We start from the raw sequence: 17,302 nt of genomic DNA on the forward strand, positions 1-17,302 counted from the left end.
AATTTGAAATTTTTGCAAATAGGTAATATGTATGAAAATTATGATTATGTCAGATGTTGTTCCGCCGGCATCTGAAAGAAATGAATATACAGACGGAGCAATAGAAAAATTAGTATCATATGAATTTCGTAAAAAGCTTCAAGAAGCAACCTTTAATATTGTCAATCTTGAATGTCCCTTGACAAAGGAAAGTGTTCCGGCTGTGAAATGGGGGTCTAGTTTAAAGGCATTTCCTGAAACAATAGAGGCTTTGTATAAGATCCCAGGATTGGTTGTTAATTTGGCAAATAATCATATTCGGGATTATGGTTCTCGCGGAGTTTTAGATACGATAAAAGTTTTGGAAGAGTATCATATTCCGTATTTAGGAGCAGGAAGTGATCTGGAACATTCCAATAAAAGTCTTATTCTGGAAAGTGGACAGTATAAAATTGGCTTGTATTCCTGTACGGAACATGAATTTTCCGTTGCTGGGAAACATAGTGCAGGGGCACATCCTGTTGAGGAAGGGGAAGATATTTTCGAACTGCAGAAATTAAAAAAGCAAACAGATTATGTAATCTGTCTTTATCATGGCGGAGTTGAATTTTATCCATATCCGACACCGGAGATGCAGGCACGATTACGCAGATATATATATGCCGGAGCAGATCTGGTTGTTAGTCAGCATAGCCATTGCATTGGATGTACTGAAAAATATCATGGCGGAGAACTGGTTTATGGACAGGGAAATTTTCTCTTTGGCGAGCGACCGGAGGTCGAAGAAAATATTCAGGATCAGGATGCATGGAAAAGAGGGATGGTATTGCAAGTTGATCCGGAAGAGAAACATGTAAAATATTTGTTTTATTGTAATAAAGATGGTATATTAGACTGGGATCAGGGAACAGAGATGCAGGAAGAACTGCAGAAGCGAAATTCGTTGTTACAAACCCCCGGATTTCTGGAGAAAGAGTGGATAAAATACTGTGCGCAGCAGATTGGTTATATGGAAATCTTTAAGAAGCGTTTCTCTGAGAAAAAAATTCCATGGAAAAGCAGATTGAAACGGGCTGCAGGTATTTTAACGGGGAAAGATACTCTTACAGAGAAAGAATATCTCAGAATATATAATTATTTAACATGTGAAGTACATCAGGAGTTGTTGCGAACGAACTGCAAGGCGGAAATTGAAAAGAGGAATATGGGATGTTTCGATTGATCAGTTGGTTGATTTATGAATTTACAAGTCAGCAGAAAAGGGAATCTTCTGACTATTTATGGATGGTATATGAAAAAGTAAAATATTCTCAGAAAAAGTGGATACGAAATCTGTATGGATGTATTCTGCATCGTATTTTTCGAGAAAATGGGGCAAATATTCCGATCGAAACGGAATTTGAAGGATATCCGGTATTTCCGCATGGACCGAGTGGGGTATATATTTCGCAGGGCGCGAAAATTGGGAAAAATTGTGTAATTTTTCAACAGGTTACAATAGGATCCAATATGCTAAAAGACAGCAAGGGATTTGGCGCACCGGTAATTGGGAATGACGTTTATATTGGAGCGGGAGCCAGAATTATTGGCAATGTTCGAATCGGTAATCAGTGCAGAATTGGAGCAAATTGTGTTGTGACAAAGGACGTGCCGGATCGTGCGACAGTTGTTTTGGCGAAACCGAGAGTATTTATTCATGAAGAGGAAAGAGATAATTCTTTTCGAAAGATATCGGGAGAAATTGAATGAATTTATATGAAAGAAGCTTAAATTATCTGTTTAATCATTTCGGAAAGGTAATGCCGGATTCTATTTTATTGAGAATTCGATATCGCATCGTATTTCATAAACCGCTTCATTTGAAAAATCCAAAAACCTTTAATGAAAAGATTCAGTGGCTGAAATTACATGACAGAAATCCGGAATATCATGAGATGGCAGATAAGTATGCTGTTCGGGAATATATCCGTAAAAAACTTGGAAGTAAATATCTGATTCCATTGCTGGGAGTGTGGCAGAAGGCGGAAGATATCGATTTTGACAGCCTGCCGGATCAGTTTGTATTAAAATGTACGCATGATTCTCAAAGCATAGTTATTTGCCGTGATAAAGCTGAATTGAATAAGAAAGAGGCCGTAAGACATCTTGGAGACGCATTAAAGATCGATTATTCAATGCTTGGACGGGAATGGGCTTATCATGGAATTAAGCCATGTATTGTGGCAGAAGAATTACTGACGGATGAATCCGGAGATGATTTAAAAGATTACAAAGTTTTTTGTTTCAATGGGAAACCGAAGTTTATACAAGTAGATTATGACCGATTTAAAGGACATAAGCGAAGATTGTATACCGTAGACTGGGAATTGATGCAGACAAAAATTACATATCCGGATGATGAAGATCTGATTATGCCAAAGCCGTTTTTCCTGGATGAATTGCTGGAAATGAGCAGAAAACTATCAAAAGATATCCCGTTTTTACGGGTAGATTGCTATATTACAGAAAAACAAATTTATTTTGGAGAGCTTACGTTTTATCCTGGATGTGGTTTTGAGCCGATTACACCGGATACAGATGATACAGTATGGGGAGAATGGCTGAAGCTTCCGAAAGGGATAGAAAAATGATAATTATAGAAGTAGCAGGCGGGCTTGGAAACCAGATGTTTCAGTATGCGTTATATCAAAAATATCTGCATATGGGGAAACCTGCAAAGTTGGATCTTTTTTCCTATGAGAATCCGAAGAGTATGCCGTTTGAATTAGATTTGTTTCGGTTGCCGTATGAGATTGATACAAAAAAAGAACGAAACGGCTATACGGATCAGAAACGACTGATAATAAACAGGCTTGCAGATCAGGTGTTTGGAAAACCAAAATGTGTATATTATAGTGAAAAATTGGATGTCGGATATCAACCGGAGATTTTTGATATTGAAAATGGCTATTTAAGTGGATATTGGCAGTGTGAAAAATATTTTAAAGAGTTTCGCGCAGAACTCCTCGAGCTGTTCCGATTTCCACAAAATCAAATAAATGAAGCAAGCAGAAAAATGCAGGATCAGATTTGCAGGGAACAGGCAGTAGCTGTTCATGTCAGAAGAGGAGATTATCTGCTTCCGGAAAATAATAGAAAGTATGGAAATATCTGTACCTTGCAATATTACAGAAATGCAATGCAGTATATGAAAGAAAAAGTGTCGGATGCACGTTTCTATTTTTTTTCGAATGATCCGGAATGGGTCAGAGAAAATCTGTCAGAAGGAGATTCTGTAATTGTAAATTGTAATCATGGGAAAGAGAACTATCTGGATATGTATTTGATGAGTCAGTGCAGCCATAATATTATTGCAAACAGCAGTTTTAGCTGGTGGGGAGCCTGGTTGAATCGCAATCCGGATAAAATTATTGTATCGCCCAAAAGATGGTTCAGTCATCTTGATGTTTCGGATGCAGTTTGTGAAGACTGGATCAGAATAAATGGATAACAATGCATATAACAGAGAGGAAAACAGACGAATGATTCAGAAGTTAAGATATATATTCAGCAGAACGGATAAAGTTAAGCTGGTAGGGCTGGTAGCATTGATGTTGATTGGGAGTGTGCTGGAGCTTTTGGCTGTTGCAGTATTCAATCCATTTATTGAAGTTATGATGCAGACAAGTTCCATTTCGGATGATACGTTTTTGCAATTTTTCTTCCAACATACAAATATTGACAGTATAGAAGGATATCTGATTGCATTATCCCTTATTATTGCAGTGATTTATGTAATCAAAAATATATATTTGATGTTTGAACAAAATGCAATTTTAACTTTTTCTTATCGAACAAGAATGAATCTGGCAACAAGATTATTGACCACTTATATGAATGAACCTTATACATTTCATTTATCTAAGAATATTGCAGAAATGCAAAGATGCCTGCAGTCCGATACCTCACAGTTTATGACATTGATTAATTCGTGTTTACAGTTGGCAGTAGAAGCGGTAACCTGTTTCGCGCTTGGACTGTATTTATTTCATACAAGCCATTCCATAACGGTTTTAATCGGATTTTTACTTGGAGTCTGTGTAGTTATATTTTTTATGATATCAAAAAAAGTATCCAGTAAACTGGGGCGACAGAATGAGTTTTATAACGCCAAGTTAATCCAGTGGATTAATCAGTCTCTTGGGGGAGTCAAGGAAGTTAAAATCCTGCAGAGAGAAAAATATTTTATTGATTCCTATCGAACAAATTATAAAAAGTTAATCTGGGGAGCACGTGTGAATGAATTGTTGGCTGCTGTTCCGAAACATATTGTTGAGACAGTAGCAATTGTTGGATTGGTTTTGGCCATTATTGTCAAACTGTTATTTGGCCATGGAGCATTAGATACGTTTATTCCGCAGATGGCAGTTTTTGCCGTTGCAGCATTCCGACTGCTTCCTTCAGTAGGAAAGATAAATGCATATGTCAATTCGGTGATGTATAATAAGGCTTCTCTGGATATGATTTATCAGGATCTGAGAGAGATTGAAAAAAATCAGCCGGCAGAGATTGAGTGGGCCGGTAAAGCAGAAAACTGGAAATTTGAACAGGGTGTTTTTGCGGAGCATATCACGTATCATTACCCGGATTCGGATACAGAAGTGCTGCATGATATCAGCGTGGAAATTCCCAAAGGGAAAACGATTGCCCTGATCGGACCGTCCGGTGCCGGAAAGACAACACTGGCGGATATTATTCTCGGGTTGCTTCCTCCGACGTCCGGAACGGTAAGGATGGATCAGCATGACGTTTATGAGAATCTGAGAAGCTGGAGAGAAAAGCTGGGATATATTCCACAGTCGATTTACCTTTCGGATGATACGATCCGCAATAATGTGGCATTTGGTATTTATGAGGATCAGATCGATGAAGATGCCATCTGGAAAGCACTCGAAAAAGCGCAGCTGAAAGAATTTGTACAGGGGCTTGAAAAAGGTCTGGACACTTATGTCGGAGACCGCGGGGTACGTTTATCCGGTGGTCAGCGTCAGAGAATCGGAATTGCAAGAGCACTTTACCATGATCCGGAGATTCTGGTACTGGATGAGGCAACTTCTGCGCTGGACAGCAGTACGGAGCAGGCTGTCATGGAATCGATTGAAAGTCTGCAGGGACTTAAGACGATGATTATTATTGCACATCGACTGACAACAATCAAAAACGCGGATCTTGTTTATGAAGTATCCGGAGGAAATGTAGTATTACGAAATAAAGAGGATGTAATTCAATAATACAGTTAGCAAAGAGATAAGGCAGATGCGGACGGAGGACAAAAATGAAACTTGTAGTGGCAGGAACCGGATATGTAGGACTGGTAGCAGGTGTCTGCTTTGCAGAAAAAGGACATGACGTTACTTGTGTGGATGTGGATGAAAATAAAGTAAAGCAGATGGAATCCGGTGTTTCTCCGATTTATGAAGACGGACTGGAAGAGCTGATGAAGAAAAATAATGCAGCCGGAAAACTGCATTATACAACAGACTATAAAAGCGCTTATAAAGATCCGGATGCGATCTTTATAGGGGTTGGTACGCCGGAGCAGCCGGACGGTTCTGCCAATTTGAGCTATATCGCGACCGTTTGCCGCCAGATTGCGGAAAATGTCGAAAAGAACTGTCTTGTGGTGGTAAAATCCACAGTTCCGGTCGGAACGAACGATCATGTTGAGCAGTTTATCAAAGATTTTCTGGTAAGAAAAGAGCTTCATATCGAGGTAGCATCGAATCCGGAATTTCTAGCGCAGGGATCTGCAGTACATGATACCCTGCATGCTGCCAGAATTATCATCGGAACGGAAAGTAAAGAAGCAGAAGCGCTGCTTCGGGAAATTTATGAGCCGTTTCAGCTGCCGATTGTTGCGATGAACAGACGTTCTGCAGAGATGACAAAATATGCCTGCAATGATTTTCTGGCACTGAAGATTTCCTACATGAATGATATTGCAAATCTCTGTGAAAAAATCGGTGCGAACATTGAAGATGTCGCAAAAGGAATGAGCTATGATGCGAGAATCGGTGCAAATTTTTTAAAAGCCGGAATCGGATATGGCGGAAGCTGCTTTCCGAAGGATACAAAAGCACTGAAATTTCAGGCACAGAAGGTCGGATATCGTCTGCGTACAGTGGAGGCAGCAGTGGATGTCAATGCGGATCAGAAAACGGCGCTCTTCTATAAAGCGAGCAACCGGATGATCAGCTTTGAACACTTAAAAATTGCTGTTTTGGGACTGGCATTTAAACCGGGAACGGATGATCTGCGAGAGGCGCCTTCCTTGGATAATATTTCGCTTCTTCTGAAAAACGGTGCGGATATTGTTGCCTATGATCCGGTAGCGATGAAGAACTTTAAAAAGAAATATCCGGAAGGAGCTGTGGGGAGAGGAACGATCGCCTATACGGATCAGATCGAAGAAACTTTAAAAGATGCGAACATCTGCTTTATTTTTACAGAATGGAAAGAAATTCGAAAAGTTGAACCGGAAACGTTCCGGAAACTGATGAGAACACCGCTTGTTTATGACGGACGAAATATTTTTGATCTGGAGAAGATGAAAGAAGCAGGCGTGGAATATTATAGTATTGGAAGATAAATGAGATGAAAAAGATAGTTTTAATCACCGGTGCAGCCGGATTTATCGGTTCAAATCTTGCAAAAAACATTTTGCAGAAAGATTCAGTCGTTCAGGTTATCGGGATCGATAACCTGAACGACTATTATGATGTCAGTTTAAAAGAATATCGGTTAAAGGAATTGAACTGCTGGGATCATTTCTCCTTTTATAAGGGAAATATTGCAGACCGCAGCTTTCTGGAGCAGATTTTTCGGGAGTGGGAACCGGAGATTGTAGTAAACCTGGCAGCTCAGGCCGGGGTTCGTTATTCGATTACAAATCCGGATGCTTATATTGAAAGCAATATTCTGGGATTTTACAATATTCTGGAATGCTGCAGGCATTCTTATGATGACGGAAAGTCAGGTGTAAAGCATCTGGTATATGCTTCCAGTTCTTCGATTTACGGATTGAACAAAGAAGTTCCTTACCGGACAGAAGACAAGACGGATAAACCGGTTTCTTTATATGCAGCAACTAAAAAGTCCAATGAACTGCTTGCACACGCGTACAGCAAACTATACGGAATTCCATGTACCGGACTTCGGTTTTTTACCGTGTACGGCCCATGTGGCAGACCGGATATGGCATACTTCGGATTTACCAATAAAATGGTAAAAGGCGAGAAAATTCAGTTGTTCAATTACGGAGATATGTACCGGGATTTCACTTATATCGATGATATCGTAAAAGGGGTATCTGCTGTAATGCAAAAAGCTCCGGAAGCAAATGAAGACGGAGTAAGAGTGAAGGTATATAATATTGGAAATCATCAGCCGGTGAGTCTGAAATTTTTTGTTGAAACACTGGAAAAGTGCCTGATGAAAGCGGGCATCATCAATCATGAAGCGGAAAAAGAGTTTCTTCCAATGCAGCCGGGAGACGTTTATCAGACTTATGCGGATGTATCGGAGCTGGAAAAGGATTTTGGATTTAAACCGGATACGCTGCTGGAAAAAGGATTAACGGCGTTTGCAGAGTGGTATGCATCGTATTATGGTGCATAACAAATGAAAAAAGCAAATTGAGATCAGATAAGGATAAAATGATGAAAAATCTTTCAACGTTTGGACGCCAGATATTGAAATCGATTGTAATTACTATAGTGGCAGGAGTCATGCTTTATTTGCTGTGGGCACTTCGAATATCCGGAGAATCTATGCCGATCGTTCATACAATCGGGATGGATGGAGGAAGTTTTTGTCCGACGATCGGAAAGGTTCGTGAAATAACGATAAGCGGAACTATCGAGCAACCGATGGAACTTCATCTGTCTGTTTATGATGGGAAAAAACTGGTTTTGGAAAATGACTATCAGATTTCAGAAATCAAGGGGAATAATACATCCATTCAGCAGTTTGAAAAAGGACAGGAACTTGAACTGGAGAAGAAGGAATATGAAGTTCAGGCGGTAATTGACGGAGAGATTTCGAGAACAGGACATATTCGATTTATTGAATATAACGGTTCCTACAAGTCCTTTTATCTTGGGCTATCATTGATCTGTCTTGCCGGTGTTTTTGCCCTTACACTACTTTTGCAGAGTCAGAAGATTAAAATCGAACATAAATATTTTTTCGTGGCAATATACTGTGGGCTGTTGTTTAATTTTGTGATGCCTCCGCTTGGTGTTCCGGATGAAGAGGCTCATTTTTTGGAAGCATATGGACTTTCCAATACTTTGCTTGGAAAAGAAGTGAAGCAGGATAATTATGTGCTGTTGGATGAGGCGGATAAAGACAGTATCATTTATTTGCATGATATTTCAAGTATTTCTGAGTGGTACGATTCGTTTGAAATAAAAAAAGCGACAGGGAATATAAAAGAAGCTGATATGCAGTCGACAGTAGGTTCAAAGGCACCGTGGACATATCTGCCGTCTGCAATTGGAATTTCGATTGCGAGACTTTTGAATATTCATGGAAATTTACTGCTGTTGATGGGACGCTTGTTTAATCTCCTGTTTGAAGCAGGGATTACGGCATTGGCGATACGAATTCTGCCATATGCCAAAACTTACATATCTGTATTGGGACTGGTTCCGGAAGTAATTTACTTATATGGTTCCTATTCTTATGATGGCATCAATTTGTGCCTGTGTATTTTAATTGTATCTTATTTCCTTTATCTGAATGCTCAGGAGAAAAAAATTAAACTGCATCAATTGGGAATTTTATGTTTGCTGCTGCTTTTGATGATTCCGATTAAATTGATTTATGTATTTATGGCATTATTGGTAGTCTTATTGCCTGTCAGAAAATTGAATTTGAATAGAAAGCAGCTTATGATCGGTACAATAGTAGGTCTTGCTGTGATTTTACTAATCGGGATCAATATAATTCCGGTGATTAAAAATGCAGTTGGTTTTAATAATAATATGACAGCAGACGAAGATTTGGATGCATGGAACACATTGCCTTATGCATTGCAGAATATAGAGAATACATTCCATGTATTTTTGCGTACAATATTTGGCTATACAGGAGAATATTTATATAATACATTCGGCGAAGTTGTCGGAAAGGGAAGATATAATTATTTGGATACTTTTACAGGATTTCCGGGCATGAGAATTGGAATCGTTGTTCTGATGATTATGGCATTGGAGGATACCGGTAAAAATCTGCTGCCCCGTGTAAAACGCTGCATTGCTGTAGGAATTACCGGGTTGATTTACTTAGGAGTATTTGTTTCTTTGTTCTTTATCTTTACAGCAAAGCGCTCGACAAGGATAATGGGAATTCAGGGACGATATTTCCTGCCTTGTTTTACATTGATACCACTGATTGTAAAAAACAGATTTTTTAATCTGCAGATCAGCAGAGAAAAAGTGTGCCTGTATGCCCTGGTATTTTGCAACATATTATTTGCAGTTTTGATGTTCGTACACTATGCAACCAATTATTTTACGTAAGGAAGAGAAAAATGCGCCTGTTAATGATCATCCCAGCATATAATGAAGCGAAAAATATTAAAAGAGTCGTTTATAGCGTTCAGGAAACTTATCCAGAATATGATTATATTGTTGTGAACGATGGATCGAAGGATAATACCGCACAAATTTGCAAACAGAACAGGTTTAATTTTCTGGATTTGCCGATTAACCTTGGATTGTCTGGAGGTATTCAGGCAGGAATGAAGTATGCGTATCAATATGGGTATGATGCTGTGATACAGATTGATGGAGATGGTCAGCATCAGGCAAGTTATATTGAAAAGCTTGTGGATTGCATGGAAGAGACGCATGCGGATATTGTAATCGGATCCAGATTCAAAGAAATAAAAAAGAAAAAAAGCTTGAGAATGTTCGGATCGGAGATTATTCGTTTTCTGATTAAATGGACAACACATCAGAATATTACGGATCCAACATCTGGAATGCGGATATATAATCGAAAGGTTATGAAGGCTTATACGACTGAGATGAACTTTAATCCGGAGCCGGATACAATTTCCTACCTGATCAAATGTGGGGCAAAAGTAGTCGAAGCACAGGTACAGATGTCAGAACGTGAGGGTGGGGAAAGCTACTTAAACTGGAAGAATTCCATTATTTATATGGTTAAGGTTTGTTTTTCCATTTTAGTAATTCAAATGTTTCGAAAGAGAAAGGAATTGGAATGAGCACTTTTTTCAGATTGGCTTTGATTTTTGTATCAGTTCTGTTTTTTGGATATGTAATTCATAAAATCAGGAAGTCCCAGCTTCAGATAGAACATTCTATATTTTGGGTGGCGTTATCGTTTCTGTTTATTTTATTTAGTATATTTCCGGGATTGGTGCAGTGGCTGACACATTTATGCGGTATGGTAGCTCCTGTGAATTTCCTTTTTCTGGTTATGATTTTCATTTTGTTGTTGAGAACCTTTATTATGTCAATTCGAATGGCAGAGCTGGAAGAAAAGGTGAAAAATTTGACGCAAAAAATTGCAATTCAGAATCATGAAACTGGGAATGAAATTGAAAATTTAAAAGTAAAAGTGGGGAATAACGAGAATGATTAGACTGAATCTGATGGCAGGAATGGGAAATCAGATGTTTGAATACGCATATGCAAGAGCTTTATCCTTGCAGTACCATGAAAAATTAGAGATTAACCCTTATTTCATGACATTGGCAGGATTAGGTGCCGGAAGAAAAAGGTATTTTAATAATGTCTTGAGTTATTTAAATCTGCCGGAAGAAATCACTTTTATGAATAAAGGAAAAGGATATCTGTGCGGAGTACCGGATATTGCACAGTTTGTTGCATTGCGGAAATATAATAATGGTGCGAAACTGCATGGAGAAAAGCAGTTTCAGCAGATGTGTAAAAAGGGGAAGATCTATACAGATGATTGTTTTACCTACTATCCATATGGAAGCAATATTGCAAAGGTAAAAAAAGTAATTGGATATTATCAGAGTGAATCGTACTTTGAACTTTATAGAGATCAGATTAAGAAAGAATTGCATGTAAGAAAAGAACCCTCTGATAAAAATAAAGAAAAAATTGAAGAATTGCAGCAATGTAATGCGGTTTGCGTTCACATACGGCGGGGAGATTATGTGTCAAATGAAAAAAACAGAGCATTAGTCGTATGCGATGAAACTTATTATAAAAGAGGAATGGAGTATATTGCAGAAAGAGTAGAAAATTCTGTTTTTTATATATTTTCAGATAATTTGCAGGAAATAAACTGGATTAAAGAAAATTACCACTTTGATTACAATGTACAGTATATAGAATTAAATAATCTTGATTATGAAGAATTACGTTTGATGTATCAGTGTAAACATTTTATTATAGCGAACAGTACATTTAGCTGGTGGGGAGCCTATTTATCAGCTAATGAAGACAAAGTCATAATTGCACCTGCTACCTGGAATAAGGACTATTCCGGGCAAATTGATGTGTATACAAAATCTATGATATTGCTTTAATATAATAGGAAGAGGATTGACAATGGCAAAATTAAGCGTTGTAATGCCGGTCTACAGGGAAAAAGAACGATTTGTACGACAGGCAATAGAGTCTATTTTAAATCAGACTTTATCAGATTTTAATTATATTATTCTTCTTGATGATCCGGATAACGATGCCTTAAAAAAAGTTATCAGTGAATATGCGGAAAATGACAGCAGAATACAGTTCCTTGTAAACGGCAGAAATATGGGGTGTCCGTTGACAAAAAACAGGGGAATTCTATTGAGTGCAACAGAGTATGTAGCAATTATGGATGCAGATGATGTTTCCTGTCCGAATCGTCTGGAAGTGCAGATGAAAAGGATGGAAAATGATAAGGTCGATTTTTTGTCCGGATATGTGGAAGTGATAGACGAGAATGATGCCGTTTTATACAATATGGATAATTTACCGGTCACACATAAAGATATTGTTCGTAAAATGAGAGTTAATAATTGTATGCCTCATCCGGCGTGGTTATTTAAGAAAAGTGCTTATATAGCTTTAAATGGATATGCAGATATACAGGGATGTGAAGACTATGATCTGTTGCTTCGTGCAATAGATTCAGGATATCAATTAGGAAATTGTAATCAGATTATTTTGAAGTACAGATTATCCAGACAGAGTATTTCCAGAGACAATTTATATAAGCAGTATTTGATGATGAGATATATTCAGGACAAATATTTTTATCATAAATTGTCATGTGATTCCTATGCGGAATATGAGATGCAGAAGTGTACGCCTGAAAAAGCAGCGCGTTATGCAAAAGCATCGGTGGCTTTTCAAGAGGCTTTGGTTTTCAAAAAAGAAAAAAAATATGGGCGTATGATAGGCGAAGCGATTGGAATCTTGAACTCAAAGGAATATGTAGAAAAAATACTGAGATACTTATGGGAAATGATAGTATGGTGAATGAAAAAAATGTTGAGTTAAGTATAATTGTTCCGGTATATAACAGTCAAAAATATTTATCACAATGTATAAATTCTGTTTTGGCACAAACGCATAGATCTTTTGAATTGATTCTGGTAGATGATGCTTCAACAGATCATTCAGGGGAAATTTGCGATACATTGGCAGCAGAAGATCCAAGAATACAGGTGATTCATCATGAACAAAATAAGGGATTATCAATATCAAGAGAAGATGGGTTCCAAAGATCAAGCGGGGAATGGATTAGTTTTATAGATAATGATGACTATATTGTTCCTGATATGTATGAATGTTTGATGCAAAACAAAAGTAAAGGCGATATAATTTGCGTGCGTGGAGAAGATAGGAGCTGTAAAGAGATTGAAACATTCCGGAGAAAAAAGACAGAAGCAGATCCAATTGTCATGTCAGGAAGAAATTTCTGTGATCAGGTATATGCCAAAAAAGCTGATTTTGGATGCGTCGGTCCGATCTGGGCCAAGATTATAAAACGATCTTTGATATCAAAAACCCTGAAAAAAGTGGAAGCTTATGAAAACGATCTGTATTGGGTCTATTTCGAAGATGTTTTATTTGTGCCAATGCTTTTCTTTTATGCGCAGAAGATTGTTTTTATCAATGATTTATACTATCTGCATCGGCACATGAAATCAAATTTATCGTCTACATTAGTGCCAAAAGAATACCATTATGAAACAGTCGTTGCAAAAAAAATAGTACTTCAGTTCTTTAAGGAGAACGGTTTATCAGAAGCATACAGAGAATATTTAGCAGATTGGCTGTTGGAACTGCAAAGTGTCTGGTATAAAGTATGGAAAAATGAGCCGGATGATGAAAAAAAGGCGAACTTTGATTCTACTGTAGAATGCTATTACAAAGAATACTATAGAGAATTCATGAAAGAGAAAAGTAACAGAGTTGCAAAGCATATCAAAAAAATCTCTATTATGATCTTTCATAATAATAAAGTGTTATGGGGAAAGACATTTGGAACATTATATTTTAATGGAATTCGTAAATTTTTATATTGAGTAAAAAATATTGTACAAATAAAAGGAGACTGGAAAATGAAAAAAGTACTGTGGATTTCCGCTTCCGTTCCGTATGATTCAGTAGGACATGCAGGAGGGATTTCTTCTTTAATAACACAAGTTATGCATTATTTATGATGTTATTTGTTCTTTTCGGATATTTGGTGTTTGTAAAGCGTGATTTCACGGGAAATCTGAAAATTCGATTAGTGTTTAGCTTTTTGGGGATTTTTACACCTGTGGTTACAGCGTTTCCGCTTGCGTTAGGGTATAGTGGAATCAATGTACCGAATAGATGCGAATTTGTACTTGATATGAGTATTATTATAACAGCTTTTAATTTGGCATTTACGCTTGGTATTTTAATTGCGAAAAGAATAAAAGAGCAATTGAAAGAAATCGTAGTTCTGATAATGACAGTGGCGGCAAGTGTCTGCTTGATGCTGGATGGTTTTGGAGCACAGGACATAAAAATCACAGAAATTTCGAAAGAATTGCAGGATGGAATATATGAAGATCATTACTATTCCTGTAAGGAATTTTATAAAAGTCTGGAAACTTATGAAAAAGGAAGCGATGTTATCATTTCAAAAGAAGATTTTCCTACTGATATAGAAAACACACAAAATATTATACTGTCAAAAGATCCTACCATGTGGATCAATACTGCAGTAGCACAATATTATGGATTTCATACAATATCTGTTTTAAAATAAGCTGCAGTTATTTAGGAAGGAGCATTTTATTGAATGTTGGTAAATAAAGAAGAAGAACTTCAGCGAGTAACAACAGTTAAAACTATTATGATGTTTTGTGTCCTTTTGTATCATACGCTACTTGCTTTGCAGAAAAATGGATCAGAATTGTATCAAACCACTTTACGTCAGGGTCTTTCCTATATTGTTATGTGGCTGAATTCGTTTCATATACAGACATTTACATTTGCTTCGGGTTATTTATTTTATATGGTTCGATATGAAAAGCATGGTTATAGAAATGGAAAAAAGATATAGTAAAACGCTGGATGCGTTTACTGTTTCCGTTTTATATAGTATCGATTTTATGGGCAATACCGGCGGAAATTTTTATTCAAGGGGGTTCATGGACTGTTATTGTTAAAAATTTTATTCTTGCAATTTCGCCGGCACAGCTATGGTTTTTACCCATGCTTTTCTGGATCTATTTGGTATTTTATTTTTTCAGTGATTTTATTGAGAGGGTGCCAATTCATACCATTTTGGCATTATATGTTATTTTATATATTGGGAAGCTGTTTTTGAACAGATACGTTCCCTTGAATATTTTTCAAATATCTGTATCGATAGAATATTTGCTGTACTATTATATGGGATTCCTTTTTCGAAGAGCAAACGTAGCTAAAAATAGCAGAATGAAAGATTGTGCTGTTTTGATAAGTGCATTTATTTTAGAAGTAATTTTTTTATTGCTTTGGATTCAAGTGAAAAATAGATTTTTGATTGATTTGATACAGCCTCTGGTATGTGGTTTTCAAGTGGCAGCTGTACTAACGATTAGCAGAATTTTCAGAGCTGAAAAATTAAGTGTTTTTCATACTTTTCAAAAAATATCAAAAAATAGTATGGGAATTTATTTGTTCCATCAACAAATATTATATGCATCCATGAAAATATTTACAAATTTTTCACCTCTATTATTTGTGGCTGTGAATTTTACAATAGCGTTTGGCGTATCGTACGGAATTACGGTCATCTTGAGAAAAGGCAAGGTGGGAAAATTGATGATCGGAGAGAGCAATGATTTGAAATTTGCTTGATACATTTTTATAAGACGTAAAAAATGATAATTTGCAATAAGTGGAAAGTGATCAAAATGTTATGGAGAAAAAGGAACATATTTATGTTGCCATGATCATAAGTTTCTTGGCAGTTTTATTATACAGCTTTATCAATCTGTATTTGGCACCGTTAATTACCAATACAGTTGGCATAGAGGCTTACGGATTTGTATCTCTAGCGAAAAGTTTTGTATATTATGCCGATATTGCTATGGCAGCATTGAATTCATATGCTGCTAGATATATGTCAATCGCTTATTTACAAGGTAAGAAAGAAAAATATTTAAAATATTTTAATACAGTATTATTTGGAAATGTGTTTATTGCAGGGATTATTCTTTTTTTAGGATTAGTGTGTATATATAAACTGGAAATCCTTTTAAACATTCCTACAGATAGTGTTGGACAGATCAAGGTATTGTTTTTGCTAATGTTCGCAGCATTTTATATTAGTGCAGTTACGACAGCATATGCGGGGACGGCTTATGTAAAAGATTGTTTAGTCATTTATAATGCCATAACATTTTTTTCCTATTTTATCGAGATTTGTGTCTTGGTAATTTCCTTTATGTTTTATTCTCCTCAAATTTGGTATGTAGGTTTAGCTACGATTGTAACATCCTCTATAGTATTAGCAGGATCTGTGTGTATGACACATAGGAAAGCTCCGGAATTACAGGTTGATATAAGACAGTTTAGTAAGAGTGCAATGAAAGAACTTGTTCTGAATGGATTTTGGAATGCCGCGAACAGTATTGGAAATGTATTAAATAGTGGTTTAGATGTATTGTTTTCCAATTTGATGTTAAATGCAGTTGCAATGGGGCAGGTTTCAATTGCAAAAAATATATCCGCATTGACCTATACACTTTATGCTACAGTTTCGCAGCCGTTTCAACCTGGTTTTTTAAAAAAATATACAGAGGGAGATGTGTTCGGACTGCTGAAAGAGCTGAAATATGCGATGAAAATATGCGGAATTATCACAAATACAGTTTTTGCAGGTTTTTGTGTATTGGGATTATATTTTTACAAATTATGGGTTCCGACACAGAATATTTCGTTATTGCATATATTGACGGTTCTGGCAATGCTCCCTTGTATTTCCGAAGGTTGTGTTTATCCATTGTATTATATTTATACGTTGAAGGTAAAAAATAAAATTCCATGTATGGTAACAATTATAGGCGGAATTTGTAATGTGGTTGCAATGTTTTTGTTGATTAAATATACAAATCTTGGAGTTTTTGCGATTGTATTGACAACAGCAGTTGTTATGAATGTAATTAATTTGGTTACCAATCCGCTTTATATGTCACATTGTTTAAAGGTGAGCAAAAAGACTTTTTATCCGAATATTGCTTTAAATATTTTATGCTGTGGAGTTGCGGTGCTGACAATGAAAGCGGTAGTTTTCATCTATCCGGTAAAAGATGGATGGATTTCCTTTCTATCTCATATCGTGGTGTGTGGGATTGCAGGTACGCTGTTACAGGTTTTAGTTGCATTTAAACCTTCAGACATAAAAAAGATTTTGCGTAATAGAAATTAAAGAATAGAGCAAAAAGCCTGGAATATTTATCACAGATTTTGTAAAAAGTGTTTTTATTGTGGAAAAGGAGGGTTCATGCTATTATATACCAGACAGAAAAATCATCATATTATCAGGAAAATAAAAAAGCCGGATGTTAGAAAAATTGGAACTGCCCTTATCATATTTGCGTTTATCCCTGATCAGGGACCTTTGATGCATATGGAAGTGATGGAAGATCCGGAGAAATGGACAAATACAGTTGCAAAACAATTTTTTGGAAAAGAAAGTGTTATCCAAGTTCCCAGAAGTGAAGGGTAAAAATAATTAACTGTAAAGATATTTCAGAGAGTTTCCTGTTACATTGCAGTTGTTGCCGAATACGAAAAGATACAGTATGATAGACAGAGAT

At 36.7% G+C, this 17,302-nt stretch carries 18 protein-coding genes; all 18 read left to right on the forward strand.

Annotated features, from left to right (window positions below; genetic code table 11):
* Positions 1-31 precede the first annotated feature (31 nt).
* The gene (locus tag ACLTOQ_RS04470; RefSeq protein ID WP_412318858.1) at positions 32-1,201 is read left to right on the forward strand and encodes a CapA family protein; all 1,170 of its coding nucleotides are present in this window, start codon (positions 32-34) and stop codon (positions 1,199-1,201) included.
* The gene (locus ACLTOQ_RS04475; protein ID WP_412318859.1) at positions 1,189-1,728 is read left to right on the forward strand and encodes a serine acetyltransferase; all 540 of its coding nucleotides are present in this window, start codon (positions 1,189-1,191) and stop codon (positions 1,726-1,728) included. Before ACLTOQ_RS04470 ends, ACLTOQ_RS04475 begins: the two co-directional genes overlap by 13 nt.
* On the forward strand, positions 1,725-2,609 hold the full coding sequence (locus tag ACLTOQ_RS04480) for an ATP-grasp fold amidoligase family protein (protein WP_412318860.1): 885 nt from the start codon (positions 1,725-1,727) through the stop codon (positions 2,607-2,609). Before ACLTOQ_RS04475 ends, ACLTOQ_RS04480 begins: the two co-directional genes overlap by 4 nt.
* Positions 2,606-3,469, forward strand: a complete 864-nt coding sequence (locus ACLTOQ_RS04485) for an alpha-1,2-fucosyltransferase (RefSeq protein ID WP_412318862.1) — start codon at positions 2,606-2,608, stop codon at positions 3,467-3,469. The genes ACLTOQ_RS04480 and ACLTOQ_RS04485 overlap by 4 nt, the downstream gene beginning before the upstream one ends.
* Before the next feature lie 31 nt (positions 3,470-3,500).
* Complete coding sequence (locus ACLTOQ_RS04490) at positions 3,501-5,249, forward strand: ABC transporter ATP-binding protein (protein ID WP_412318864.1); 1,749 nt, start codon at positions 3,501-3,503, stop codon at positions 5,247-5,249.
* Positions 5,250-5,293: 44 nt separating this feature from the next.
* Complete coding sequence (locus ACLTOQ_RS04495; protein WP_412318866.1) at positions 5,294-6,607, forward strand: UDP-glucose dehydrogenase family protein; 1,314 nt, start codon at positions 5,294-5,296, stop codon at positions 6,605-6,607.
* A gap of 5 nt (positions 6,608-6,612) precedes the next feature.
* Positions 6,613-7,635: an NAD-dependent epimerase/dehydratase family protein gene (locus ACLTOQ_RS04500; protein ID WP_412318868.1), complete on the forward strand. Its 1,023-nt coding sequence runs from the start codon at positions 6,613-6,615 to the stop codon at positions 7,633-7,635.
* Positions 7,636-7,787: 152 nt separating this feature from the next.
* The gene (locus ACLTOQ_RS04505) at positions 7,788-9,542 is read left to right on the forward strand and encodes a DUF2142 domain-containing protein (RefSeq protein WP_412318869.1); all 1,755 of its coding nucleotides are present in this window, start codon (positions 7,788-7,790) and stop codon (positions 9,540-9,542) included.
* 11 nt (positions 9,543-9,553) lie between these two features.
* A complete protein-coding gene (locus tag ACLTOQ_RS04510; protein WP_412318871.1) occupies positions 9,554-10,252 on the forward strand; it encodes a glycosyltransferase family 2 protein in 699 nt (232 codons plus the stop codon).
* A complete protein-coding gene (locus ACLTOQ_RS04515; RefSeq protein WP_412318873.1) occupies positions 10,249-10,632 on the forward strand; it encodes a DUF2304 domain-containing protein in 384 nt (127 codons plus the stop codon). Before ACLTOQ_RS04510 ends, ACLTOQ_RS04515 begins: the two co-directional genes overlap by 4 nt.
* Positions 10,625-11,551, forward strand: coding sequence for an alpha-1,2-fucosyltransferase (locus ACLTOQ_RS04520; RefSeq protein ID WP_412318875.1), 927 nt, complete (start codon positions 10,625-10,627; stop codon positions 11,549-11,551). The genes ACLTOQ_RS04515 and ACLTOQ_RS04520 overlap by 8 nt, the downstream gene beginning before the upstream one ends.
* A 22-nt stretch (positions 11,552-11,573) precedes the next feature.
* The gene (locus ACLTOQ_RS04525) at positions 11,574-12,491 is read left to right on the forward strand and encodes a glycosyltransferase (protein ID WP_412318877.1); all 918 of its coding nucleotides are present in this window, start codon (positions 11,574-11,576) and stop codon (positions 12,489-12,491) included.
* Positions 12,470-13,543 carry a glycosyltransferase family 2 protein gene (locus ACLTOQ_RS04530; RefSeq protein ID WP_412318879.1) on the forward strand — a complete coding sequence of 358 codons (1,074 nt, stop codon included), beginning with the start codon at positions 12,470-12,472 and terminating at the stop codon, positions 13,541-13,543. Before ACLTOQ_RS04525 ends, ACLTOQ_RS04530 begins: the two co-directional genes overlap by 22 nt.
* 134 nt (positions 13,544-13,677) lie before the next feature.
* Complete coding sequence (locus ACLTOQ_RS04535; protein WP_412318881.1) at positions 13,678-14,259, forward strand: DUF6056 family protein; 582 nt, start codon at positions 13,678-13,680, stop codon at positions 14,257-14,259.
* A gap of 33 nt (positions 14,260-14,292) precedes the next feature.
* Positions 14,293-14,556 carry a hypothetical protein gene (locus tag ACLTOQ_RS04540; protein ID WP_412318883.1) on the forward strand — a complete coding sequence of 88 codons (264 nt, stop codon included), beginning with the start codon at positions 14,293-14,295 and terminating at the stop codon, positions 14,554-14,556.
* Between the two features lie 11 nt (positions 14,557-14,567).
* Positions 14,568-15,338: an acyltransferase family protein gene (locus ACLTOQ_RS04545; RefSeq protein ID WP_412318885.1), complete on the forward strand. Its 771-nt coding sequence runs from the start codon at positions 14,568-14,570 to the stop codon at positions 15,336-15,338.
* A gap of 61 nt (positions 15,339-15,399) precedes the next feature.
* Positions 15,400-16,911 carry a lipopolysaccharide biosynthesis protein gene (locus tag ACLTOQ_RS04550; RefSeq protein ID WP_412318886.1) on the forward strand — a complete coding sequence of 504 codons (1,512 nt, stop codon included), beginning with the start codon at positions 15,400-15,402 and terminating at the stop codon, positions 16,909-16,911.
* Between the two features lie 75 nt (positions 16,912-16,986).
* The gene (locus tag ACLTOQ_RS04555) at positions 16,987-17,211 is read left to right on the forward strand and encodes a hypothetical protein (RefSeq protein ID WP_412318888.1); all 225 of its coding nucleotides are present in this window, start codon (positions 16,987-16,989) and stop codon (positions 17,209-17,211) included.
* Positions 17,212-17,302 lie beyond the last annotated feature (91 nt).

The organism is Gallintestinimicrobium sp. (assembly GCF_046968865.1).
GTDB classification, from domain to species: Bacteria; Bacillota; Clostridia; order Lachnospirales; family Lachnospiraceae; genus Gallintestinimicrobium; species Gallintestinimicrobium propionicum.